The sequence below is a fragment of the Pseudomonas sp. RIT409 genome (genome assembly GCF_003052515.2).
GTDB lineage: Bacteria > Pseudomonadota > Gammaproteobacteria > Pseudomonadales > Pseudomonadaceae > Aquipseudomonas.
The window spans coordinates 261992-286359 of sequence record NZ_QARE02000007.1; the positions used below are offsets into that span (position 1 = coordinate 261992).

23 protein-coding genes are annotated in these 24368 nt (G+C 60.1%); 12 read left to right on the forward strand and 11 right to left on the reverse strand.

The window, feature by feature from the left end:
• Nucleotides 1-7 precede the first annotated feature (7 nt).
• The 3 genes from DBP26_RS11870 to DBP26_RS11880 form a co-directional block, all read right to left on the reverse strand.
• Nucleotides 8-1936: a PhoX family phosphatase gene (locus tag DBP26_RS11870; protein WP_108237771.1), complete on the reverse strand. Its 1929-nt coding sequence runs from the start codon at nt 1934-1936 to the stop codon at nt 8-10.
• Nucleotides 1937-2041: 105 nt separating this feature from the next.
• A complete protein-coding gene (locus DBP26_RS11875; protein ID WP_108237772.1) occupies nt 2042-2806 on the reverse strand; it encodes a TOBE domain-containing protein in 765 nt (254 codons plus the stop codon).
• Between the two features lie 150 nt (nt 2807-2956).
• Nucleotides 2957-3691: a ComF family protein gene (locus DBP26_RS11880; RefSeq protein WP_108237773.1), complete on the reverse strand. Its 735-nt coding sequence runs from the start codon at nt 3689-3691 to the stop codon at nt 2957-2959.
• Nucleotides 3692-3801: 110 nt separating this feature from the next.
• On the opposite strand from DBP26_RS11880, the gene bioB reads away from it, so the two are divergent.
• The 9 genes from bioB to DBP26_RS11925 all read left to right on the forward strand — a co-directional run bounded on the left by bioB (nt 3802) and on the right by DBP26_RS11925 (nt 14637).
• Nucleotides 3802-4857 (forward strand): biotin synthase BioB, encoded by a 1056-nt coding sequence (bioB, locus tag DBP26_RS11885; protein ID WP_108237774.1) that lies wholly within the window; start codon nt 3802-3804, stop codon nt 4855-4857.
• 153 nt (nt 4858-5010) lie between these two features.
• Nucleotides 5011-6216, forward strand: a complete 1206-nt coding sequence (gene bioF / locus DBP26_RS11890) for an 8-amino-7-oxononanoate synthase (RefSeq protein WP_108237775.1) — start codon at nt 5011-5013, stop codon at nt 6214-6216.
• On the forward strand, nt 6209-6940 hold the full coding sequence (locus DBP26_RS11895; protein ID WP_108237776.1) for an alpha/beta fold hydrolase: 732 nt from the start codon (nt 6209-6211) through the stop codon (nt 6938-6940). The genes bioF and DBP26_RS11895 overlap by 8 nt, the downstream gene beginning before the upstream one ends.
• On the forward strand, nt 6933-7781 hold the full coding sequence (bioC, locus tag DBP26_RS11900; RefSeq protein ID WP_108237777.1) for a malonyl-ACP O-methyltransferase BioC: 849 nt from the start codon (nt 6933-6935) through the stop codon (nt 7779-7781). Before DBP26_RS11895 ends, bioC begins: the two co-directional genes overlap by 8 nt.
• 88 nt (nt 7782-7869) lie before the next feature.
• The gene (gene bioD, locus DBP26_RS11905) at nt 7870-8550 is read left to right on the forward strand and encodes a dethiobiotin synthase (RefSeq protein ID WP_108237778.1); all 681 of its coding nucleotides are present in this window, start codon (nt 7870-7872) and stop codon (nt 8548-8550) included.
• A gap of 147 nt (nt 8551-8697) precedes the next feature.
• Nucleotides 8698-8994 (forward strand): pyrroloquinoline quinone biosynthesis protein PqqE, encoded by a 297-nt coding sequence (locus DBP26_RS11910; protein WP_108237779.1) that lies wholly within the window; start codon nt 8698-8700, stop codon nt 8992-8994.
• A 355-nt stretch (nt 8995-9349) separates the two neighbouring features.
• On the forward strand, nt 9350-11155 hold the full coding sequence (locus DBP26_RS11915; RefSeq protein WP_108237780.1) for a phenylacyl-CoA dehydrogenase: 1806 nt from the start codon (nt 9350-9352) through the stop codon (nt 11153-11155).
• A 182-nt stretch (nt 11156-11337) separates the two neighbouring features.
• Nucleotides 11338-12633, forward strand: coding sequence for a GGDEF domain-containing protein (locus DBP26_RS11920; RefSeq protein WP_108237781.1), 1296 nt, complete (start codon nt 11338-11340; stop codon nt 12631-12633).
• Nucleotides 12634-12858: 225 nt separating this feature from the next.
• Nucleotides 12859-14637 (forward strand): acyl-CoA dehydrogenase C-terminal domain-containing protein, encoded by a 1779-nt coding sequence (locus tag DBP26_RS11925; RefSeq protein ID WP_108237782.1) that lies wholly within the window; start codon nt 12859-12861, stop codon nt 14635-14637.
• Between the two features lie 291 nt (nt 14638-14928).
• On the opposite strand, the gene DBP26_RS11930 is transcribed toward DBP26_RS11925, so the two are convergent.
• Nucleotides 14929-15825: a LysR family transcriptional regulator gene (locus DBP26_RS11930; RefSeq protein ID WP_108237783.1), complete on the reverse strand. Its 897-nt coding sequence runs from the start codon at nt 15823-15825 to the stop codon at nt 14929-14931.
• 102 nt (nt 15826-15927) lie between these two features.
• Between DBP26_RS11930 and DBP26_RS11935 the strand changes: the two genes are divergently transcribed.
• From DBP26_RS11935 to DBP26_RS11945, 3 genes are all read left to right on the forward strand, one after another.
• The gene (locus tag DBP26_RS11935; protein ID WP_108237784.1) at nt 15928-16626 is read left to right on the forward strand and encodes an MOSC domain-containing protein; all 699 of its coding nucleotides are present in this window, start codon (nt 15928-15930) and stop codon (nt 16624-16626) included.
• Nucleotides 16623-17327, forward strand: coding sequence for an aminotransferase class III-fold pyridoxal phosphate-dependent enzyme (locus DBP26_RS11940; protein ID WP_108237785.1), 705 nt, complete (start codon nt 16623-16625; stop codon nt 17325-17327). The genes DBP26_RS11935 and DBP26_RS11940 overlap by 4 nt, the downstream gene beginning before the upstream one ends.
• Before the next feature lie 180 nt (nt 17328-17507).
• On the forward strand, nt 17508-17669 hold the full coding sequence (locus DBP26_RS11945) for a YqaE/Pmp3 family membrane protein (RefSeq protein WP_108237786.1): 162 nt from the start codon (nt 17508-17510) through the stop codon (nt 17667-17669).
• A 62-nt stretch (nt 17670-17731) separates the two neighbouring features.
• On the opposite strand, the gene DBP26_RS11950 is transcribed toward DBP26_RS11945, so the two are convergent.
• The 7 genes from DBP26_RS11950 to DBP26_RS11980 all read right to left on the reverse strand — a co-directional run.
• Entirely contained in the window at nt 17732-19558 is a 1827-nt protein-coding gene (locus DBP26_RS11950) for a S9 family peptidase (RefSeq protein WP_108237787.1), read from the reverse strand.
• On the reverse strand, nt 19524-20693 hold the full coding sequence (gene pqqE, locus DBP26_RS11955; RefSeq protein WP_108237788.1) for a pyrroloquinoline quinone biosynthesis protein PqqE: 1170 nt from the start codon (nt 20691-20693) through the stop codon (nt 19524-19526). The genes DBP26_RS11950 and pqqE overlap by 35 nt, the downstream gene beginning before the upstream one ends.
• Nucleotides 20694-20697: 4 nt before the next feature.
• A complete protein-coding gene (gene pqqD / locus DBP26_RS11960) occupies nt 20698-20973 on the reverse strand; it encodes a pyrroloquinoline quinone biosynthesis peptide chaperone PqqD (protein ID WP_108237789.1) in 276 nt (91 codons plus the stop codon).
• A complete protein-coding gene (gene pqqC, locus DBP26_RS11965; RefSeq protein WP_108237790.1) occupies nt 20970-21725 on the reverse strand; it encodes a pyrroloquinoline-quinone synthase PqqC in 756 nt (251 codons plus the stop codon). The genes pqqD and pqqC overlap by 4 nt, the downstream gene beginning before the upstream one ends.
• A gap of 34 nt (nt 21726-21759) precedes the next feature.
• Complete coding sequence (gene pqqB, locus DBP26_RS11970) at nt 21760-22671, reverse strand: pyrroloquinoline quinone biosynthesis protein PqqB (protein ID WP_108237791.1); 912 nt, start codon at nt 22669-22671, stop codon at nt 21760-21762.
• Between the two features lie 107 nt (nt 22672-22778).
• Complete coding sequence (gene pqqA, locus DBP26_RS11975; RefSeq protein ID WP_003422658.1) at nt 22779-22853, reverse strand: pyrroloquinoline quinone precursor peptide PqqA; 75 nt, start codon at nt 22851-22853, stop codon at nt 22779-22781.
• A gap of 155 nt (nt 22854-23008) precedes the next feature.
• Nucleotides 23009-24368, reverse strand: a 1360-nt coding sequence (locus DBP26_RS11980; RefSeq protein WP_177411045.1) for an insulinase family protein, incomplete at its 5' end; no start/stop codon positions are given.

The following is a 24368-nucleotide window of genomic DNA, read 5'->3' on the forward strand; positions in this document are numbered from 1 at the left end:
TGCTGACTTAGCCCCCGATTTCCCCGCCGTCGTCGCGCGTGATCACCATCACCGAGGATCTGGGTGTACCATTCGGCAAATGCTCTGGGAAGGTGGAGCCGCCTTTCTCCCCGGGGTGCTGGATTCCCACGAACAGCGCTTTGTGATCCGGTGCGAAGGTAATCCCCGTCACCTCGCAACCAACCGGGCCCACCATGAATCGACGGATTTCTCCGCTGGCGGGGTCGGCACAAAGCATCTGGTTGTTACCCATGCCTGCAAAATCTCCCGCATTCGAGTAGTCGCCATCGGTGAGGATCCACAGGCGACCCGCCTTGTCAAAACCCAGCCCGTCCGGGCTGTTGAACATGTTTTGCGGCGTGATCTGACTGGAGCCGCCTTGAGGTGTGCCCGCATGCACCTCCGGATTACCCGCGACGACGAACAGATCCCATGAAAATGCCAGCGCCGCCGCATCCGACCCCTTTTCCTGCCATCGCAGAATCTGCCCGTATTGATTCTTTTCCCGCGGGTTCGGGCCGCCGACGGGCTGCCCGTCCTCGCCCCGTTTGACGTTATTGGTCAGCGTGCAATACACCCGCCCATCGGTGGGGCTGACCACGATCCATTCCGGGCGGTCCATGCGCGTGGCCTTGACGACGCTGGCGGCCAGGCGCGCGTGAATTAACACCTCGGCCTGGCTGGCAAAGCCGCTGGAAGCCTCGATGCCGTTCTTGCCATGGGTCAGCTCAATCCACCGGCCACTGCCTTTGGGATGGTCCGGATCGGCATCGCCGTCATCGAACTGCGCGACATACAGCGTGCCGTGATCGAGCAGGTTTCGATTGGCCTTGGGTTTGCTCCGATCGATTGTGTCGCGGCTGATGAATTTGTAGATGAACTCGCCGCGTTCGTCATCGCCCATGTACACCACCACGCGGCCGTCTTTGGCTTCGGTGACAGCTGCGTTTTCATGCTTGAATCGGCCCAGGGCGGTGCGCTTGACTGGCGTGGACGAAGGGTCGAACGGGTCGATTTCCACCACCCAGCCGTGGCGGTTCATTTCGTTGGGGTTCTTCGCCACGTCGAAACGCGGGTCATGAGGATGCCAGTTCACGTCCTTGCTGGTGGCCACGACGCCGTAACGCTTGGCTGCTGCATCGAACGTCTGAGCTGGATCGCTGCTGCCGAAGCAGTCAGTGAAATTTTCTTCGCACGTCAGGTAGGTGCCCCATGGTGTTTTGCCATTAGCGCAGTTCTGAAAGGTGCCCAGCACACGTGTACCCGTGCTATCGGCAGCGGTCTTCAACCAAGCGTGGCCGGCGGCAGGGCCGCTGAGGCGAAGCGGCGTGTTGCCATGGATGCGCCGGTTGTAGGGTGAGCCCTGGACAAATTGCCATTGGTTGCCCTCACGCTGTACTTCAATGACCGAAACCCCTTCGCTGGCCAGGGCTTTTTCCACGTCGTGAGCCGATTGCGGATTTTTGCCGTGGTCGAAGAGATAGCGGTAATTGGTGTACTCATTGTTGATCGCTAACAGTGCGCGCTTGGCGGTGGAGGGGTTGTCACCCGGGAAAGTGAACAGACTCATGCCGTCATTGTTGTCGCCGAATTGCAGCGCTTGAGCCTCGGCCGTACCTTGGCCGCGGGGGTCGAATGCGGGGCCGCCCTTATGCAAGGGTTGGCCCCAGCTGATCAACACAGAAGCGGTGTACCCTGGCGGCAGGGTGATGCTGTCTGCGGTAGAGGAGGGGATGCTGTCAAAGCCCATCAGCGCGCTATGGCCTGCGCCGACACTCGCGGCCAACACGCTGCGGCTCAGCAAATTGCCACCCAGAAACATCGCGGCGCCGCACAGTGCGCCCGCGCCAATGAAGCCTCGGCGGGTCAGGCCGGTGTCATGACGAGTGACGAGGGTTTCGAGGTCGGTGGGCTGATGCTCTGCTAATAATTTCATCACGGGGCTTCCTGCGGTTTTGGCGCAAACCTTATTCAGCCCGGATGACGCTATTGTGTCCGTTCAATGACAGCACTGAGCGTCGATGCCCCACCCTGCCTACGATTACAGCGGCGTGCCGATCAACACGGACGATGGGGCGAAATGAACGTCCACTTCGCTGCCCTGCTTTAAATTCAAAGCGTTGAGATGATCGGGCTCCGCCATCGCGCACAATATCTGACCGCCTGAAAGCGCTATTTTGACTTCACTTGGGCCGTCCTCCCCCTCAAGCACCGCCTCGATATTGCCAGACAGGCAATTGTGTCCAGTTGTTACGGCGTGGCCGGCGGGCATCATGGTCAACCAACTGGCCTTGATCAAAGCGAACACGTGAACGCCTTTTTCCAGCCCTAGCCGCTGACTGCTGTCGCGAGTGACTTGCACGTCGATCCGCAGGTCCCCTGCCATGATTAGTCTGATCATGTCATTGCGCCCAAATGGCGTAATGCTTTCGACTTCGCCGTGCAGTTGATTGCGTGCGCTGGTGCGAAGCATCAGGCGGCCCAACAACGCCAGATCGTCAGATGCCTCGGGCGTCTCCAGGAGCTGAGTCTGCAAGGCCTGCAAACGCTGGTACAAACGCAGAACCCGTTCGCCTTCATTCGACAGTTTCGCCCCGCCACCCCCGCGGCCGCCCACGCTGCGCTCGACCAGCGGCTTCTGCGCCAGATTGTTCAGCTCATCAATGGCATCCCAAGCCGCCTTGTAGCTCAACCCCGCGCTCTTCGCGGCACGGGTAATCGAGCCCTGCTCGGCAATGTGCTGCAACAGCGCGATGCGATGCGGGCGGCGGACCATGTGTTGAGTGAGGGAAGGAGGCAAAGACATGCTGGGGGTCGGCAGAGGGTGAATGAATAGGAGCGTCAGTGTAATCCAAAATTTTTCAGCAAGCGGTGACTGAAGGTGGTCTGGGTTCGGTAGCGCTTGAGGTGCGGCAGCGCTGCTTGATCGAGCGCTTTGCGCGCAGGTCTTTCGATTTCACTGTCCGGGCTTCGCTGTGCGCGCCAAGCAATACAGATCCACCCGTTTTGCACCGGCCTGTCGCAGCAGTCGAGCCAGGGTGTCGGCGGTCGAGCCGGTTGTCATGACGTCGTCGATCAGCGCGATGTGTTTCCCGGACACCTTCGCCGGCATTGGCAGCACGAACGCATCCCGAAGGTTCCGTCTCCTGGCTTTGGCGTTCAGGCTCTGCTGCGCAGGCGTGTCCTTTATCCGCTTGACCAGGGTTTCATCCACGTCGAGGTTCATCACTGAACCTAACCAGTTCGCGATCATGGCGGCCTGGTTGTAACCGCGTTGGCGCAATCGTCCATCGGCCAGAGGGACGGGCATCAGCAACTCCGGGCGCTCGAGGTCTTCGTCGAAGCGGTGACGCAATGTCTGGCTGAGGAGTTCAGCCAGCAAGCGCCCCAGCGGCCATTTGCCTTGGTGCTTGAAGCGTGTGACCAGCGCGTCGATAGGGAAGTCGTACAGCCACGGCACGATAACTTCGCTGAAGGCTGGTGGGTGTCGAACGCATTGCGCGCATGTCAAACCGGACATCGGCATGGGCAGCGCGCAGTGGTCGCAGAAGTCGATCAACCATGGCAACTCGCTTTCACACGCGGTGCAAATGGGAAGCGGGGTATCCGTTCGCTCGTCGCACAGCAAACAGGTCTGTACGTTTTTTAACCAGATGTAAACCTGGCCTCCTTCGTGTGGTTGACAGCGCATAGGACTTCCTTAAATATGCCGAACATCCGTGTTATGCCTGTGGTTTTTCTGGTATCGCCTGCCGAGCGAGCCGCCCGGGTACTCGCCTAAAAGTCATGAAGGAGCCGCCCATGAGCGCCAGTATCAATGCCACTTTGCGTCACGACTGGACCTTACCCGAGGTCAAGGCGTTGTTCACACAGCCCTTCAATGACCTGCTGTTTCAGGCGCAAACCGTGCATCGCGCTCATTTCGACGCTAACCGTGTTCAAGTCTCGACGCTGCTGTCGATCAAAACCGGCGCATGCCCGGAAGACTGCAAGTACTGCCCTCAGTCCGGCCATTACAACACCGGGCTTGAAAAAGAAAAGCTGATGCAGGTCCAGCAAGTGTTGGAGGAAGCGGCGCGCGCCAAGGCCATTGGTTCGACCCGTTTCTGCATGGGTGCCGCCTGGAAGCACCCCTCTGCGAAAGACATGCCCTATGTGCTGGAGATGGTCAAAGGCGTGAAAGCCATGGGGCTGGAAACCTGCATGACGCTCGGCAAGCTCGATCAGGATCAGACCAAGGCCCTGGCCGAGGCCGGGCTGGACTACTACAACCACAACCTGGACACCTCGCCGGATTTCTACACGCGCATCATCACCACCCGCACCTACAGCGAGCGCTTGGAAACGCTGGCCTATGTGCGTGACGCGGGCATGAAGATCTGTTCGGGCGGCATTCTGGGCATGGGTGAGTCGCTGGACGATCGCGCCAACCTGCTGATTCAGTTGGCCAACTTGCCAGAGCACCCCGAGTCGGTGCCCATCAACATGTTGGTGAAAGTCGCGGGCACGCCGCTCGCCAATGCGGAGGACGTCGATCCCTTCGATTTCATTCGGATGCTCGCCGTGGCGCGCATTCTCATGCCGAAATCGCACGTCCGCCTTTCAGCTGGCCGTGAGGCGATGAATGACCAAATGCAGGCCTTGGCGTTTTTCGCCGGTGCTAACTCGATCTTCTACGGCGACAAGCTGCTGACCACTGCCAACCCACAGGCCGACAAAGACATGCTCTTGTTCTCCCGGCTCGGGATTCAGCCGGAAGCCCGCGAAGAGCATTCGGACGAGGTGCATCAAGCGGCGATCGAGCAGGCATTGGTGGAGCAAATGAGCAGCGAACTGTTTTACGACGCGGCAGTTTAAGGTCGACGTTACTCAGTTGATTGATCGACACACTCCCTGTGGGAGCGATTTCACCCATGCTGGGCTTGGGCGCGGCTTTGCGATCATGGCCCGGTTCGCTCTTTCAGGCGCGGCGTCCATTTTGATTCCGCGATTAGAATTCACGAGGCTTGCATGTCCTTCGATCTGAGCGCACGTCTCGCTGCCCGGCGTGCCGAGCACCTCTACCGACAACGTCCGCTGCTGCAGAGCCCCCAAGGCCCGCAAGTGGTAGTCGACGGCAAGCCGCTGCTCGCGTTCTGCAACAACGATTACCTGGGGCTGGCCAGTCACCCTGCCGTCATCGACGCCTGGAAAACCGGCGCGGAGCGCTGGGGCGTTGGCGGGGGAGCATCGCATCTCGTGATCGGCCACAGCACGCCGCACCATGCACTGGAAGAGGCGTTGGCCGAATTCACCGGGCGCCCGCGCGCGTTGCTGTTTTCCAATGGCTACATGGCCAACCTTGGTGCCGTCACCGCTTTGGTGGGGCAGGGTGATACCGTCCTGGAAGACCGCCTCAATCATGCCTCGCTGCTCGACGCGGGGTTGCTCAGCGGCGCGCGGTTTTCGCGCTATCTGCACAACGATCCAGACAGCCTCAAGAGCCGCCTGGAAAAAGCCACTGGCGATACGTTAGTGATAACTGACGGCGTCTTCAGCATGGACGGCGATGTCGCCGATCTGCCCGCACTCGCCCGGGCTGCCAAGGCGAGGAACGCTTGGCTGATGGTCGACGATGCTCACGGTTTCGGCCCACTGGGCGCGCAAGGCGCGGGAATCGTCGAGCACTTCGGACTGACTGTCGACGACGTCCCGGTGCTGATCGGCACGCTCGGCAAATCCTTTGGCACGGCTGGGGCCTTCGTGGCCGGGAGCGAGGAACTGATCGAGACCCTGATCCAATTCGCTCGGCCCTATATCTACACCACCAGCCAACCTCCCGCACTGGCCTGTGCAACGTTGAAAAGCCTTGAATTGCTGCGTACGGAAGACTGGCGTCGCGAGCATCTGCAATCGCTGATCAAACAGTTCCGCGAAGGCGCGCAGGCATTGGGACTGAGGCTGATGGACAGCTTCACCCCGATCCAGCCGATCCTCATCGGTAGCAGTGACCGGGCCTTGCGCTTGTCGCAGATGCTGCGCGAGCGGGGGGTGATGGTCACTGCGATCCGCCCGCCTACCGTGCCCGTCGGCAGTGCTCGACTGCGGGTGACCTTGTCTGCGGCACACAGCGCTGCTCAAGTGCAGCTATTGTTGCAAGCATTGGAGCAGTGCTATCCGTTGCTGGCGCTTGACTCGAACGGCAGGGATGAACCGGAGGAGCCTTACGATGCGTGATCGATTGATCCTGTTGCCTGGTTGGGGGCTTGGCGTGTCTCCACTGGAGCCGCTGGCGGCGGCGTTGCGCGGACTCGACGAGCATCTGCACGTTGACATCGAGCCCCTGCCGGACTTGCAAAGCGACGACCTGAACGAATGGCTCGACGAGTTGGATGCCACCCTTCCGGACAATGCCTGGCTTGGCGGTTGGTCATTAGGCGGCATGCTGGCGACCGAGCTGGCCGCGCGCCGCGGCGAACGTTGTTGCGGGTTGGCGACGTTCGCCAGCAATGTCTGTTTCGTCGCCCGCAGCCAGTGGCCGAATGCGATGCCCCAGACGGACTTCGATGGCTTCATTGCCGGTTGCAAGACCGATCCGCAGAACACCCTCAAGCGTTTCAGCTTATTGTGCGTACAAGGCGCCGAAGAGCCTCGCGCTCTGTCCCGGCAGCTCAAGGCCGGTGCTCCATTGGCCTCCAGCGCGGGGCTGATCGAAAGCCTTAAATTGCTCGAACAAATGGACACCCGTGCAGCATTGCACACCTATCGGGGCCCCCAGTTGCATTTGTTCGGTGGCCTGGACGCCTTGGTGCCGGCCGAGGCGTCTGCGGATTTACTGACGCTGATGCCGGACATAGAAGTCGGTGTCATCGAGCAGGCCAGCCACGCGTTCATTCTCGAAAACCCTCATGGCGTCGCGGCAGCGGTCCAGGCGTTCCTACACGAGTCCGGTGATGACTGATCTTTCCCACTGTGCGGTGCTCAAGGCCGTGAAGCAGAAACAGGCGAACTTCCAAAATCATCTGCCCGACAAGCGCCAGGTGGCTGCATCGTTTTCCAAGGCCGCAGCCAGTTACGACAGTGTTGCAGAACTGCAACGCGCGGTGGGCACCGAGCTCATGTCGCGTCTGCCCGCCACGTCCCCTGCGCGTTGGCTGGATCTGGGCAGCGGCACGGGATACTTCAGCCGCCTGCTTGCCCAGAGCTTCCCCGACAGCGAAGGCATCGCGCTGGACATCGCCGAAGGCATGCTGCAACACGCCAGGCCTTTGGGCGGTGCGGAGCATTACCTCGCCGGTGATGCGGAAAACCTGCCGTTGAAGGACGCCAGTGTCGGATTGATTTTCTCCAGCCTGGCTGTGCAGTGGTGTGGGGACTTTGCCGCGGTGTTATCCGAGGCCAAGCGCGTGTTGCAGCCGGGTGGGGTATTGGGTTTTGCCAGCCTGTGCGTCGGCACCCTTCAGGAGTTGCGCGACAGCTGGCGAGCAGTGGATGGTCGGGTGCATGTCAACCGGTTCAGGGCGTTGGAGGAGTACCAACGACTGTGCGCCGCCAGCGGCATGCAGGTCCGCAGCGTAAATGTGTTACCTCATGTGTTGCACTACCCGGATGTCCGCAGCCTGACCCATGAGCTCAAGGCACTGGGCGCGCACAATATCAATCCAGGGCGTCCAGACGGGCTGACCGGCAGGGCGCGTATTCAAAGGCTGGTCGCGGCGTACGAAGGCTACCGGAAGGAAAACGGGCTGCCGGCGACTTATCAGGTCGTTTATGCCGTGCTGGAAAAAACAGCAACGGTTTAAAGAATGATGAGCTTCACCAGCGTCGCTCACCCGAGCGCTATAGTCAGTGGGCAACAGTTTGAAAACATCTGAACGAAAGGTCGCCACGATGAGTGCTGCGTATTTCATCACGGGAACCGATACCGAGGTGGGCAAGACCACCATTTCCACCGGGCTGCTGTATGCGGCCCGGCAATCCGGATTGAGCACGGCGGCAGGTAAGCCCGTCGCATCGGGCTGCGATGTGAAGCCTAAAGGCCTGCGCAACTCAGATGCCGTCGCATTGCGCGGGGAGTGCTCGGTTGAACTGACCTACAACGAGGTCAACCCGGTTGCCCTGCAGCCGGCCATCGCCCCGCATCTGGCCGCCCGTGAAGCGGGCATTGCGCTGACCGTGCAATCGCTGCTCGAGCCTATGCGCCACATTCTGGGGAAGAACGCTGACTTCACCGTGATCGAAGGCGCGGGAGGCTGGCGCGTCCCGCTGGCAGACCAAGCCAACCTTTCGGACTTGGCCATTGCGCTGCGGTTGCCCGTGATTCTGGTGGTGGGCGTGCGCCTGGGGTGCATCAACCATGCGCTGCTGACCGCTGAAGCCATTGCCTCTGACGGATTGCAACTGGCGGGGTGGGTGGCCAACATCATCGATCCGAAGACTTCCCGGCTGGAAGAGAATCTCGCGACCCTGGCCGAACGGCTGCCTGCCCCCTGCTTGGGACGCGTCCCCCACTTGAAAAAGCCCACGCCGGAAACGGTGGCGGGGCATCTGCATCTGGAGTTGCTGGATTAGCGGGAATGTTGGCAGGACGCACGCCTGAGCGGTCCCAAGCTGTGACCTCTATCACAAGGCCCAATGCCATTAGTCTTTTTGCTGGGTGTTTCGCCGTCGTTACTGGTTTAATGACGTTGTTCGTTTTTTGAACAAGGGACTCAGGTCATGCAGATTTCTCTGAACAACACGCTGTATCCGGGGTTGACCGCCATCCAGGTGGGTCAGGACCGAGTGGATCAGGCTGCGACACAACTGGCCAGTCCAGCGAGCGAGGTGTCGGGCCGTAGTCAGTCTTCCGACTATCAACTTGAACGTCTGCGAGCGGTCGAGCGCCCGGATCGTTCGGATCTGGCGTCCAATGTTGTTGAGATGGCCGAAGGCAAGTTTCAAGTCATGGCTGGCGTCAAAGTTGAAAAAGCCAGCGATGAAATGCTCGGCACACTGATCGACACCTACGCCTGACCTGTTCCCCAGCGTGCGCTTCGGCGCACGTTCGCATTTCCCTTCTCGCTCTGAATAACGCCCTATCACGCGACCGAATCGCAGCTTTTGATGAGCCGCCCCGGCGTGTCCGCTCGACTAAACTGATCCTCATGCCCCGCCGATTGTGGTCGTCGCGTGCGCGCGGTGCATGGGCGTCCCTCTGATCGGAGAAGAAAGGTTTTGGTTCCGCCCTTGACAACGAGCCAGGCGTAAACGTATGTTTCAAACACCTGTTTGACCTTCGGCAATGTCCGGCCATGTGGAATGGGGTAGGCCCCCACCGTGACCCGACGGTCAGCCAATTTCCAGGATTCATCAGCAGAGGTTTATCGCTATGCCTGACTACAAGGCTCCCTTGCGTGATATTCGCTTCGTTCGTGACGAACTGCTTGGCTATGAAGCGCACTATCAGAGTCTGCCAGCCTGCCAGGACGCCACGCCTGACATGGTCGACGCCATTCTCGAGGAAGGCGCCAAATTCTGTGAGCAGGTATTGGCCCCGTTGAACCGCGTCGGTGACACCGAAGGCTGCACCTGGAGCGAGTCGGGCGTGAAAACCCCGACCGGCTTCAAAGAGGCCTACAAGCAATTCGTCGAAGGCGGCTGGCCAAGCCTGGCTCACGACGTCGCCCACGGTGGTCAGGGGCTGCCGGAGTCGCTGGGTCTGGCGGTCAGCGAAATGGTCGGCGAAGCGAACTGGTCGTGGGGCATGTACCCCGGCCTGTCCCATGGCGCGATGAACACGATCTCCGAGCACGGCACCCCCGAGCAGCAAGAGGCTTACCTGACCAAGCTGGTGTCCGGCGAGTGGACCGGCACCATGTGCCTGACCGAGCCTCACTGCGGTACTGACCTTGGCATGCTGCGCACCAAGGCCGAGCCTCAGGCCGATGGCTCCTATAAAGTGTCGGGTACCAAAATCTTCATTTCCGCTGGCGAACACGACATGGCCGACAACATCGTCCATATCGTGCTGGCCCGCCTGCCAGATGCCCCGGCCGGCACCAAGGGCATCTCGCTGTTCATCGTTCCTAAATTCCTGCCGAATGCCGAAGGTGGCATCGGTGAGCGTAACGCTGTGAATTGCGGTTCCATCGAGCACAAGATGGGCATCCATGGCAACGCCACCTGCGTGATGAACTTCGACGGCGCGACAGGCTTTCTGATCGGGCCTCCGAACAAAGGCCTGAACTGCATGTTCACCTTCATGAACACCGCGCGTCTGGGAACGGCGCTTCAAGGTCTGGCCCATGCCGAAATCGGCTTCCAGGGTGGCTTGAAATACGCCCGTGAGCGCCTGCAGATGCGTTCGTTGACCGGCCCGAAGGCGCCAGACAAGGCGGCGGATCCCATCATCGTGCACCCTGATGTGCGTCGCATGCTGCTGACCATGAAAGCCTTCGCCGAGGGCACGCGGGCGATGGTGTACTTCACTGCCAAGCAGGTGGACATCGTCAAGTACAGCGAAGACGCCGAGGCCAAGAAGCAAGCCGATGGCCTGCTGGCGTTCATGACGCCGATCGCCAAGGCATTCATGACCGAGGTCGGTTTCGAGTCTGCCAACCATGGCATCCAGATCTACGGTGGCCATGGCTTCATCGCCGAGTGGGGCATGGAGCAGAACGTCCGTGACAGCCGTATTTCGATGCTGTACGAAGGCACCACGGGCGTGCAGGCCCTCGACTTGCTGGGCCGTAAAGTGCTGATGACGCAGGGCGAGGCGCTCAAAGGCTTCACCAAGATTGTCCACAAGTTCTGCCAGGCCCAGGAAGGCAACGAAGCGGTCAGTGAGTTCATCGCGCCATTGGCGGCGCTGAACAAAGAGTGGGGCGAGCTGACCATGAAGGTCGGGATGGCAGCCATGAAAGACCGCGAAGAAGTCGGCGCCGCTTCCGTGGATTACCTGATGTTCTCAGGTTATGCGTGTCTGGCCTATTTCTGGGCCGACATGGCGCGGGTCGCTGCCGAGAAGCTGGCTGCCGGCACCACAGACGAAGCGTTCTATACCGCCAAGTTGCAAACCGCCCGGTTCTACTTCCAGCGCATCCTTCCACGCACCCGGACTCACGTTGCGGCCATGCTGTCGGGCGCCGGTAACCTGATGGACATGAACGAGGAGCACTTCGGTCTGGCGTACTGATCGACGTCCGGTCTGTGTTCAAAGCCGCTGGTCCTTCGGGCCCAGCGGCTTTTTTTGTTTTCACGTTTCGGCTCTCGTGCAACCCAATCACACTTTTTTCTCATCATATTGTGCACCTCGCCGATACAGGCACTGTGCCATTTTGAATTACACTCGCCTCACTTGGGTTGGAGAAAGTCCTTTTGCTGGGCGCATCCACTGCACGGATCAGCCATTTTTTACCGTCGCTGGCGTTATTTATCGCCGGGCTTGCTGCCGCCTACGTGAAGGACCTCAATGTGTTCTTCACGTCACTGTTCAATGTGCTGCCGACCTTGGTGCTGTTGCTAGGTGGTGCGTATTGCGGTGTCTACAAGCGTCAGCGTGAGCTGTTTTTGATGGTGACGGTCTACGTCGCGTATTTTCTGCTCGATACGCAGACGGACTACTACCGCGACCATGGCAAGGTTCGGGAAGATGCAGCGGTCGTGTTTCACCTCTGCTGTCTGCTGTTGCCGGTGATGTACGGCTTGTTTGCCGCGTGGGAAGAACGCACTCACCTCGGCCAGGATCTGATTGCGCGGCTCGCGGTGTTGGTGGCGGTTGGGGGCGTTGCGTTGGGCCTTGAGCAGAGCTTTCCCGAGGCGCTGCTCGCCTGGTTGGCCGACATTCGCTGGCCCTCGCTGCATGGCGAATGGATGAGTCTGATTCAGCTGTCCTACGCGACCTTCCTCATCGCATTCGCGATCCTGATCACGCAGTACGTCCGTAAGCCGCGCCCCTTGCACGCCGCACAGATCGTGGGGCTGCTCGGGTTGTTCTGGGCGCTGCCGAAAACCTTCATCCTGCCATTCACGCTGAACATCATGTGCAGTCAGGTGATGCTGATGATTGCCGCGGCTGTCGCTCATGAAGCCTATCAAATGGCGTTTCGCGATGAGTTGACCGGCCTTCCCGGGCGTCGGGCCCTCAACGAACGCATGCAGAGGCTGGGGCGCAATTACGTGTTGGCCATGAGTGATGTCGATCATTTCAAAAAATTCAATGACACCCACGGCCATGACGTGGGGGATCAAGTCTTGCGTCTGGTGGCAAGCAAACTGTCCAAAATCACGAATGGCGGCGGCCGCGCCTACCGCTACGGCGGTGAAGAGTTTGCCATTGTATTTGCTGGCAAGACGCTGGACGAATGCATGCCTCACCTTGAGGTCATTCGCGAAACCATCGCCAATTACGCGATCCACCTGCGCAACCAGGAAAACCGCCCCCAGGATGATCAGCAGGGGCGTCAACGCCGGGCCGGTTCGCAAGCGTCAACCGTTTCCGTGACCGTCAGCATTGGCGTTGCCGAACGTCAGCCAGAGCATCGCAATCCTGAAGAAGTGCTCAAAGCTGCGGATCAGGCCCTGTACGCCGCCAAGGGCGCCGGTCGGAATTGCGTCATCGCATACGGCCAGACCACCAAGCGCGGCGCTGTCCGAATGGCTGCCGTCGGCTGATCTCCTTTCTCTCCTACGTGATCAAGCAGCACCTTGACCTTTTTGGTAGAGGCGAAAGGGCGGGGCTCATCTGTTCGTGACCATTAATTGATAAATGGTCACTACCTGACCCTATGTGTCGCAAATGGTGTTCCTGTACACTCGAGCCAGCTGACACACTTGGCGCCGCCGATGACCTGCGGTGCTCCTCTTTCCGGGTATCTGTTGCTGTTTGCGAGGTTTGCCATGGCTGACTACAAAGCGCCGTTGCGCGATATGCGCTTCGTCCTCAATGAAGTATTCGACGTCTCCAGCCTGTGGGCCTCGCTGCCCGAATTGGCTGAAACCGTGGATGCGGAAACCGTCGAGGCGATCCTCGAAGAGGCAGGCAAGGTCACTGGCAAATCCGTCGCGCCGCTCAGCCGAGCGGCCGATGAAGAAGGATGCCATTGGAAGGATACCGTCGTGACCACTCCAGCAGGCTTCGTGCAGGCCTACAAGACCTACGCCGAAGGCGGTTGGGTGGGCGTAGGGGGCAACCCGGAGTTTGGTGGCATGGGCATGCCCAAGGCAGTGTCGGCGCAGGTCGAGGAGATGGTCAACTCGTCCAGTCTGGCGTTCGGGCTGTACCCGATGCTGACGTCGGGGGCTTGCGTTTCCATCAATGCCCACGCCAGCGAAACCCTGAAAGCCAAATTCCTGCCTAACCTGTACGCGGGAATCTGGGCAGGCTCCATGTGCCTTACCGAGGCTCATGCGGGCACCGATCTTGGGATCATCCGCACCAAGGCCGAGCCACAGGCTGACGGCTCCTACACGATCAGCGGCACCAAGATCTTCATCACGGGTGGGGAGCATGACCTCACTGAAAACATCATTCACCTGGTACTGGCCAAACTGCCGGATGCGCCAGCCGGGCCGAAAGGCATTTCGCTCTTCCTGGTACCGAAATTTCTGGTCAATGACGACGGCAGCCTTGGAACGCGCAACGCCGTTTCCTGCGGCTCCATCGAGCACAAGATGGGGATTCAGGCCTCAGCCACCTGCGTAATGAATTTCGATCAGGCCGAGGGATACCTGGTCGGCGAGCCCAACAAAGGGCTGGCCGCCATGTTCACCATGATGAACTACGAACGCCTGGGCGTGGGTATTCAAGGTCTGGCCTCGGGTGAGCGCTCCTATCAGAACGCAATCGAATACGCCCGTGATCGACTGCAGAGCCGCGCACCCACCGGCGCTCAGGCGAAGGATAAGGTCGCCGATCCGATTATCGTGCACCCCGATGTACGTCGCATGCTGCTGACCATGAAGGCGCTGAACGAAGGTGGCCGCGCGTTTTCGACCTACGTCGCGCTGCAGCTGGATATCGCCAAATACAGCGAAGACGCCGAGACGCGCCAGCGCGCTGATGCCCTAGTCGCACTGTTGACTCCCGTGGCCAAGGCTTTTCTGACAGACATGGGTCTTGAAACTACGGTCCATGGCCAACAGGTGTTCGGCGGCCACGGCTATATCCGTGAATGGGGGCAGGAGCAGTTGGTGCGGGATGTACGCATTACCCAGATCTATGAAGGCACCAACGGCATTCAGGCGCTGGATTTGATGGGGCGCAAAGTCGTCGCCAGCGGCGGGGCGTACTACCGGTTGTTCTCCGATGAAGTTCGCCAGTTCATTGCGGCGTCTGACAGCGCTCTGAGTGAATTCACCAAGCCTTTGGCCATGGCGCTGACTAAGCTGGACGAACTGACTGACTGGGTCTTGGATCGCGCGAAATCCAACCCGAATGAAATTGGCGCGGCGTCCGTCGAGTATCTGCATGCCTTTGGCTACACCGCTTATGGCTATATGTGGGCGATGTCGGCCAAGGCCGCTCTCGACAAGGCATCGGAGGAAAGCTTTTACGCCAGCAAGCTAGGCACTGCACGGTTCTTCTTCGCGCGGCTGTTGCCGAGAATTCACTCGCTCGCCGCCTCCGTACAGGCGGGGAGCGAACCGCTCTACCTGCTGGACGCTTCTGAGTTCTGAATGTCCTCATCGTGTAAGCTTTTGCTTACACGACGTGTTGGAAAAATAGCTCTACCGTTTTAATGGATCCAACATTAATCTACACACATGGACGTCGCGCAGGATGCGCAAACAGATAACACGGACACGTAAGGATTGCCTACCAGGACGGTGGGGCGAAAGGGAAGTCAAAAAGGGAAACAGTCTGGAAAACCTCGCTTCGGCGGGGTTTTCTTTTATCTGCATGCCGGAAATCGGTTTTGGGGTGTCACGTTGAGCCTCACGCGAGTATATGGCTGCCGTATCGGTCGATCAGGGCACGATCACCGGTTGCTCTACCTCATCCAACACCGTTTTCAACAATGCCAACGTGGCTTGCTGCCGTTGTGCGTCTCGGTAGACCAGCCCGATCTGCAGTGGAACTCGCGGCTCGCTCAGGGGCTTCCACAACAGCTCCTCATTATCTTGGATGCCCTCGGCCCGCCCCGGCAGCACCGTGGCCAGTTTCATGTGGGCGAGGCTGTCGAGAATGCCCGCCATGTTGTTCAGTTCGGCCTGGACGTGGGCGCGGCGCCCCAGATTGCTCAGTTGCGTCTGCCAGATCTGCCTCACTTGGAATTCTTCACCCAGTAACAACATCGGCAGCTCGGCTGCCTGGCTCATCGAGACTTTTTTGAAATCCCGCAACGGATGATTGGCCGGGATGACGAGCTTGAGTTCGTCTTCGTAGAGCATCAGTCCGTGCAGCCCCGGCTGACGTGGTGGCAAATAGCTGATGCCGATGTCCAGCGAGCCGTTGAGCAGACGTCGTTCAATTTCCATCGCGCTCAACTCGTAAATCTGGACCACCAGATGTGGCTGCTCCTTGCGCACATGCTCCAGCATTTGCGGAACCAGGCTCGAATGCACGGTCTGCATCACGCCAATGGCCAGCGTCCTTTGCGATTGACCTTTGAAGTTGCGCAGCGCATCGCGTGCCCGCTGCATACCCTCCAGCAACGGAACGGCGTGGTTGTACAGCGTGTGGGCGGCCAGGGTCGGCAGCAAACGCTTGCTAATGCGCTCGAACAGGCTCACATCGAGGCTGTGTTCGAGCAGGCGGATCTGTTGCGACAGTGCCGGTTGGGATAAGGACAACCGTTCGGCCGCACGCCCCACATGGCCTTCTTCGTAGACCGCGACGAAATAACGCAGTTGGCGGAAATCCATAAGCCCTGCTTATCGAAATGGCTGGAAAATCGAAATGGTCGTTTGCCTGGCTGACGCATAGTCTACCCGCAACTCTCCAGGGTTACAGGACCTCGCGGCAGAATGAACAGTGTTCGTGTTGACGGTGTTTACATAGGTAAAGCGAAAAATCTGGGTCATGGATTGATCAGCGATATCGACAAGCACCGGTTGGACCGACGCTTATGGCTATGGCCGCAAGGGCTGGGCACCGATGAGCACGGCGATCCGCGCTTCCACACTGGGCCTGAACGCGCCCTGCACCATTACCCTTCCGAGCATTACGCCTACTGGCGCAAGCATTACCCGAACGTTGACTGGTGCGCGCCCGCGTTTGGGGAAAACCTGTCGTCCAGCGGGCTGACCGAAGAGCATGCCTGCCTCGGGGATCTCTTTCGCTGGGGCGAGGCACTTCTGCAGATCAGCCAGCCACGCTCCCCTTGCTACCGGCTGAGCCACCGCTGGGGGATCGAAGGGTTGCCCCAGCATGCCCAGGAAACGGGCCGTTGTGGCTGGTTCTATCGCGTGTTGAAACCCGGCTTTGTCAGCCCCGAGGACGAGTTCCAGCTTATTCAGCGCAGCTACCCCGGCCTCACCGTGGCCTGGGCGTTGCGCAGTTTTTTCCAGGAGCCGCTCGAACACGCGGGCCTCAAGAAACTTGTCGATTGCCCGGTATTGTCGACCCGCTGGCGGGACATTGCCCTGAAACGCCTGCGCACCGGTCGCGTCGAGGACTGGAGCGATCGCTTGCTTGGCCTGCCACTCGAGGGATTGCGCGCATGAACCTGTTCAAACGACTGCGCTCAGTCGCCGAATCGCCCTCTTCTGTCGCCGAACCTTCCAGCCTGTTGCCGCCCTTGGAACGTCTGCGCCAGCGCACCGGCAGCGATGAGGCCGGGTTCTTCGCTGCCGAGTACGACGCTTTTACGGGTGCGATGAAGCTTGCCCGCTTATGGGGCGAACGTCACCGGCGCGGGCATTGTGGCGTGCTTTCGGCCAGCGGCGGCCGTTTCGATGGACTGCTCGAATCCCTCGCGACCGATTTCTGCCGTGTCCCGTTCAACGATCTGGCCGCCGTCGAAGCAGCCGTGGATTCCCGCACGGTGGCCATCGTTCTGGAGCCCATACAGGGCGAAACCGTGGTGACGCCAGCCACTCACACCTATGTGCGGGGTATGGAACGGTTATGCCGGGCGTTGAACATCCTGCTGATCCTCAATGTGGCACGCGGCACGCCTGGCCCGCTTGGCGGCCTGTTGTGCGAGGAGGCCTATGGCGTTCGCGGGGACATCGTCGTGGTGGGCGATCACTCCAATCGCAGCCCGCGCATCGCGGCGCTGCTTGCAAGAGATCACGCGTGCATGGCACCCATGAATGTGCTGCCTGGCTACGTTCAGCAGCCATCTTCCGATGTGCGCGCGGCGTACTCGGTCGCGCCAATTCGACCGCAGCGCGCCCTTCTGCCCCGTGGCTTGATGGCTTGAAGCGACCCTATACCGTCTTGCGTTGCGTACGCCTCGTCCTGCACCGGAAAAATAGGTGCGGGGCGTTTTTTTGCCATCAGGTAATGGCTTGCTGACATGTCAGGCGGAACCCCTGTGTGCCAACAAGGTCGATTGACTGTGCGGCCTCACAGGCCGCGAACTCACTCAGGAGCCTTTCCCATGGACATCATTCGCATCATCTTCGCCATCCTGCTGCCACCCCTGGGCGTGTTCCTGCAAGTTGGTTTCGGCGGGGCCTTTTGGCTCAACATCCTGCTGACGCTCTTGGGCTATATTCCCGGCATCGTTCATGCCGTGTACATCATCGCCAGCCGCAAATAAGCCTGCCGGCTCATGCTTTCGTCTGTAGCAGCCGTGCTGCTACGGGCGACGGACTCTCTGCCTCACCCCTCAAGCACCTTGCGATAAAACGCCCACTCGGTCTCCAGTGCGTGGGCCTGATTGCTGGCCTTGCGGAAGCCATGGCGCTCATCCGGGTAGAAATGCCCCTCCGCAAGAATCCCTCTGTCCAACAGTGCGTTGAGCATATCGCGAGTCTGCGCCGGGACGACCACCGCATCGAGTTCGCCCTGGAAGAAGATGACGGGCGCCGTGATGCGATCGGCATGTAACAGCGGCGTGCGTTCCTTGTAACGAGCCATGTCGATGTCGGGATCGCCAATCAGCCAATCCAGGTAGTCCGCCTCGAACTTGTGTGTTGCCTCGGCCAATGCCAAAGGGTCGCTGACCCCATAAAGACTGGCGCCGGCCCGAAACACGTCTTTGAACGCCAGCGCACACAACGCCGTGTAACCGCCTGCACTGCCCCCGCGTATGAACGCCTTGTCAGGGTCGATCAGCCCTTGGTCGCCCAAATACTCCACGGCTGCGCAAGCGTCTTCGACATCCGCCACACCCCATTCCAGAAACAGCGCCTGCCGATAGGCGCGTCCGTAACCGGTACTGCCTCGGTAATTGAGGTCGGCCACCGCGAAGCCTCGTTGCGTCCAGTATTGAATGCGCGGGTCGAGCACTGGGTAGCAGGCAGATGTCGGGCCGCCGTGGATGAACACCACCAGCGGCGGTTTCTCTTCGCCATTCATGGCCGGGTAAAAGTAGCCATGGGCTTCTTCGCCGCCACTGGGATAGCGCAGGGTTTGTGGCTGGCTGATGCGTGTCGGGGGCAGCGGCGCGACGCCGCCTGCCAACACACGAATGTTTTTGTCCGTGCGCCCGATCGCCAGGACCGCCGAGGGGCTGACTGCCGACGCAGCAATGCAATACAAGTAGTCATCGTCCATGGCCAAGCTGCGAAACCGGCTGTAGCTGCTGCTGAAATCGTCCAAATCACCCCTGGCTGACTGGATGCCCAGCTTTCCTACGCCATCTTCCGACCACGTCGCCAGGTACGTAGTGTGGTCAATGGGCAACCAGGTCGAACCCCCCAGTTGCCAGGGCGCGGGCGCGTGATCGGCGCTGGCGGCGGGCAAGGCTTTGAGGCCTTCCAGGGTCTCGACCCACGGCTGCCAGAAGCCGGCGCGGTCGGTCAGGCAGTACAGACGGCCGCAAGCATCGAAGCGCGGCTGCTGGAGTGATTCCAGCCCCAGTCCACCTGCCAGACAATGCGGCCGGCCCCAGTTTCCACCGTTGTGGCGCTCGACGCTCATCAGACGGGTCGATGTCCACGGCTGATGAGGCCGCCACCATTCGATCCAGACAAGTCGATTGCCATCAGGGCTCATCACCGGCGACGCGTAGAAGTCGGCACCTTCGGCCAGGACATGGCGCTGGGCGTCCGCTAAATCGATGGCGACGAGTCGATGGACATCGCCGTCTTCTTCGACCGCCAGAATCTGTCCGTGAGCGAATCGGACATCGCCGTAGCGTTTGTCGTCGGTGGTCAGTGCTTCGGGGAGCCCGCCCTCGAACGCCTGCACGTAGATCTGCTGATCCGCCTCATTGACGAATGCCACCGCGTTGTCTGTCACGCAGAACGAGCCACCGCCGTATTCGTAGACCCGACTACGAACGCTGAAACCCTCTGGCGTCAAACAGATCTTGTCGCCATTGCGCCAGCGCCAGATGCGCGAAGCGGCATCCTGCGGGCGAAATTCACTCCAGAAAAGGCCCGCAGGGCTGGCGCTCAGTTCGGCGAAATCGATGCCCGCCGCCACGGCCTGGGCGGCAGTGAACAGGTCAGGATTTGGCGATGAGGCGTGAGTTTCGTTCATTGCGGAAGGCCAGTTGCTCGATGGTCTGGTTAGCATACTCGGCTTCTTCACGCGCTTGGGTGATCAAGCTGTGCTGTGGCGACTTGGCGCACACCGGGTCCGCGTTGCTGGCATCTCCCGTCAGCATGAATGCCTGGCAGCGGCACCCGCCAAAGTCTTTTTCCTTCTCGTCGCAAGACCTGCACGGCTCAGGCATCCATTCGTAGCCGCGAAAGCGATTGAAGCCAAACGAGTCATACCAGATGTGCTGCAGGCTGTGGTCGCGCACGTTGGGGAACTGGATCGGCATCTGGCGTGCGCCATGGCAAGGCAGGGCCGTGCCATCGGGGGTGACGGTCAGGAACAGGTTGCCCCAGCCATTCATGCACGCCTTTGGCCGTTCTTCATAGTAATCAGGCGTTACGAAGATCAATTTGACCGGATGGTTTTGCGCCGCAAGGCGTGCCCGGTAATCGTTGGTGATCCGCTCGGCGCGCTCCAGTTGCGCTCGAGTGGGCAGCAGCCCAACCCGGTTCAAATGTGCCCACCCATAGAATTGGCAGGTGGCCAATTCGACGAAATCCGCTTCCAAGGCCACACACAGTTCGATGATCTTGTCGATTCGGTCGATGTTGTGACGATGCGTGACGAAGTTAAGCACCATCGGGTAGCCGTGTTTCTTCACCGCCCGGGCCATTTCCAGCTTTTGGGCAAATGCCTTTTTCGAGCCTGCGAGCATGTTGTTCACTTGCTCGTCGCTGGCCTGGAAGCTGATCTGGATATGGTCGAGGCCGGCGGCCTTGAAATCGATGATTTTCTGCTCGGTCAGGCCGATGCCGGAGGTGATCAGGTTGGTGTAGAAGCCCAGCCTACGAGCCTCGCGGATCAGCTCCGCCAAGTCCTGGCGGACCAAGGGTTCACCACCGGAAAAGCCGATCTGTGCCGCGCCCATCTGCCGGGCTTCGGCCATTACCTTGAACCATTGCTCGGTCGTCAGTTCGGCCCCTTGCCGGGCGAAATCCAAAGGATTGGAACAATACGGGCATTGCAGCGGGCAACGGTAGGTCAGTTCGGCGAGCAGCCACAGCGGCAGGCCGACCGGGGGCGTGGGCGGGATGTGGACATTGGAGCTGCCAACGGTCGACTGCTCGCTCATTGCATCAGGCCAGTTCGATCCAGTGTTCGGCACGGGCGACCTCCATGAATTGCTCGACGTCTTCGCCCAACTGCGGAACGCCGGGGAATTTCTCGTCGAGAATCGCAATGATCGCGCCCACGTCACGCTGACCGTCGATCAGGCCACCTATCGCCGCAGCGCTTTCGTTGAGTTTGATCATGCCCTCGGGGTACAGCAGCACGTGGCCATTCTGTGCCGGTTCGAACTGAAAACGATACCCCCGGCGCCAGTTGGGCACTTGTTGACGATTGAAGCTCATAGGGCGATTCCTTTATGCCAGACCCGTTGATCGGTGACGCTGTGGTAGGGCGCGCGGTTCAGCTCGTAGGCCATGGTCATGGCATCCAGCATGCTCCACAAAATGTCGAGTTTGAACTGCAGGATTTCGAGCATGCGCTGCTGACTCTCCCAAGTAGTGTAGTGCTGCAGGGTTATGGTCAGGCCGTGCTCGACATCGCGACGGGCCTGACCCAGACGCGTGCGGAAATACTCGTAGCCCGCTGGGTCGATCCAAGGGTAGTGCTGGGGCCAACTGTCCAGGCGAGACTGGTGGATCTGCGGGGCGAACAGCTCAGTGAGCGAACTGCTCGCCGCCTCTTGCCAAGTGGCTCGGCGGGCGAAGTTCACGTAAGCGTCGACGGCGAATCTGACGCCAGGCAGGACCAGTTCCTGCGAGCGCAGTTGATCGGGGTCCAACCCCACGGCCTGACCCAGGCGCAGCCAGGCTTCGATCCCGCCGTCTTCCCCAGGTGCGCCATCATGATCGAGCAGGCGTTGAATCCATTCGCGACGGACTTCCCGGTCCGGACAGTTGGCCAGAATAGCGGCGTCCTTCAACGGAATGTTCACTTGGTAGTAAAAGCGGTTGGCGACCCAGCCCTGAATCTGCTCCCGCGTCGCGCGGCCTTCGTACATGGCCACATGGTAGGGGTGATAGATGTGGTAATACGCGCCCTTGGCGCGCAGCGCCTGTTCGAATTCGGAGGGGGACAGTGGCTTTTGGTCGCTCATCTCGGCAGTTTCCTTCGGTTGATCCGTTCCGTGGTTACAACGCAATACTCATCCCGTCGAACGCTACTTCCACCTCACGTCGCGCCAGCTCGGCGCGCTCGGGGGAGTCCTCGTCGAGAATCGGATTGGTATTGTTGATGTGGATAAGCACCTTGCGCGGCTTGGGCAGCTTTTCCAGCACGGCGAGCATGCCGCCGGGGCCACTCTGTGCCAGGTGGCCCATCTCTGTGCCGGTGCGGGTACCCACGCCTCGGCGCTTCATTTCGTCGTCGTCCCACAGCGTGCCGTCCACCAGCAAGCAATCGGCGCTGCCCATTTTCTCCATCAGTTGTTCATCGACCTGGCCAAGCCCTGGTGCGTAGAACAGGGTGCCCCCTGTGCGCAGATCCTCGACGACCAGCCCGATGTTGTCCCCTGGATGAGGGTCGAATCGATGCGGCGAGTAGGGCGGTGCGGCACTGCGCAAGGGAAAGGGCGTAAAGCGCAGGTTAGGGCAGGCTGGAACCACGAAGCTGCCTTGCAATTCGATTCGGTTCCAGACGAGGCCACCATTCCAATGCTTGAGCATGTTGAACAGCGGAAAACCGGTCGTCAGGTCTTCGTGGACCATGTCGGTGCACCACACCTGATGCGGGCAGCCTTCGCGAAGGCTCAGCAGTCCGGTGGTGTGGTCAATCTGGCTGTCCATCAAGATGATCGCGCTGATGCCAGTGTCGCGCAGGCCGCGATTGGGCTGCATGGGGGCGAAACCCTGGAGTTGTGCGCGAATGTCGGGAGATGCGTTGCACAAGACCCAGTTCACGCCGTCATCCGACAACGCGATGGATGACTGAGTGCGCGCCTGTGCTCGCAGGCTGCCGTCGCGAAAACCGGCGCAGTTGGCGCAGTTGCAGTTCCACTGAGGAAAGCCGCCGCCCGCTGCGGACCCGAGAATCTGGATGTGCATGTGTGCTCCGTAACCCATGAGCCGGAGAACGGCGCTGTCCGGCCCGAAAATCTTGAATCCTGTAATAAAAAAGCCCCGGCGAACCGAGGCTTTTCATCGCGCGTCGATCAACGGCTTGCGAAGTACATGGTGACTTCAAAGCCGATGCGCAGGTCGGTGTAAGCAGGTTTAGTCCACGACATGGGAGACTCCTTCCAATTGAATGCAACGGTGAGAGGTACAGCGTTAGTACGCCTGCACGAGGAGACGTTCAAATGCTTAGGCGGCTATGTTACTAAAAATCTCGGCTTGCCAACGGTGAAATATCGGATAAAGCGTTTTGCACACCGAGCAATGATCACGCCTGTACAAGCCGCAGCCCGCCTGGCAGCGCGCGGTTGGACAAGTAGAGCACCGGTGCTTGAGGTAGCGCTACCCCACTGGCGATCTCGCCCAACGATTGGCGGTGTAAATGTGAAAGCGAATGTTGCAGTCGTTCGGGGTAATCGGCACCGTGGCCAGCCAGATGAGCTTGCCAGAGCGTCTCGGCGGCGGCTTGGCCGTCTTGGGCGGTGAGTGTGAGCTGAGTTTTGAGCGTTTCGGCTACTGCATTCAGATCTGCTCGCTCTACCAGTGCGGGTAACCCATTCAGCACCTCGCGGACGTGTTCGACCAACTGCGCGACATGCACAGTGGGCGATTGCACGCCCCACAGCAGCCCGGATTGCCCCGCGATCTGTCGGAAACCGCTGAAAACGGCGTACCCCAGTTGCAGTTCCACACGCAGGCGTTGATAGAACGGGCCTTGGATCAACTGGGCGAACACCCGCCACACCGCTTCCTCCTCGATGCTTCCCGACGGTGTGGGCAAGAACAGGAGCACGGCATCTTCAGACGAGTCTGAGGGCTCCACCGCCCATCGCGGCAAGGTCGCGCTTTTACCGAGATGCAGCGCGCCGGTGACTGGAGTGCCCGGCGTGCGCGTTAGTGCGCAAGCGAGCGCGTTGCGAGCGTCACCATGGAGCCCGACAGCGAAACCGATCCAGTGCGCCCGGTCCCACACGGCTTGCACATCGTGGCCCTGCTCACTGCCTGCGCTGTTCAAATAATGATCAGGTAGCGTCTTGAGCAACTGACGAATGGGCATCAGCTTCGGAGAAGGTGCTGCCTGACCATGGGGGACTTGGAGCCGAGCGATAGGCTGCGCCAGTAGCTGTAACGCGTGTTCGAGGATGGCGGGAAAGGGTTCGGCGCAACCACTGAGCTTCAGCTCCCAGTGAGGGCCATAGGCCGAAAAGACCAACGTCACGCCCGCCTGATGAGCGTCGGCGACCAGCACTTCCAGCCGGGCGTTGAGGGCCTTGAACAACGTAGGTTGCGCCGTTTCAAGCGTCCAGCGCAGGTAAACACTCGCTTCACCGGTTGCTGGCAGGTGTTCGCTGAACACCAGTGCGGGCGGAATCGGCGTCCTCGATACAGGCGCTGACGAGGCTTGCAGAAACGGGTTGGGCTCGGGCAACCGCCAATGATTGAGTTTCGATGATTCAACGCCGGCCGACTCAATGAGCGCGTCCAGCAGCGCTTCCAATGCCAGGGCCGCGTCGTCGTGCAGCCCGGGCAGACTGTCGTCAACGCTGTGATGACGTGCCATGGCCAGCGCGCTGGCCACTTCGAGCTGGCGGTTCTGCAGACGCGCGTACTCTGGCAACAGCTTGGGG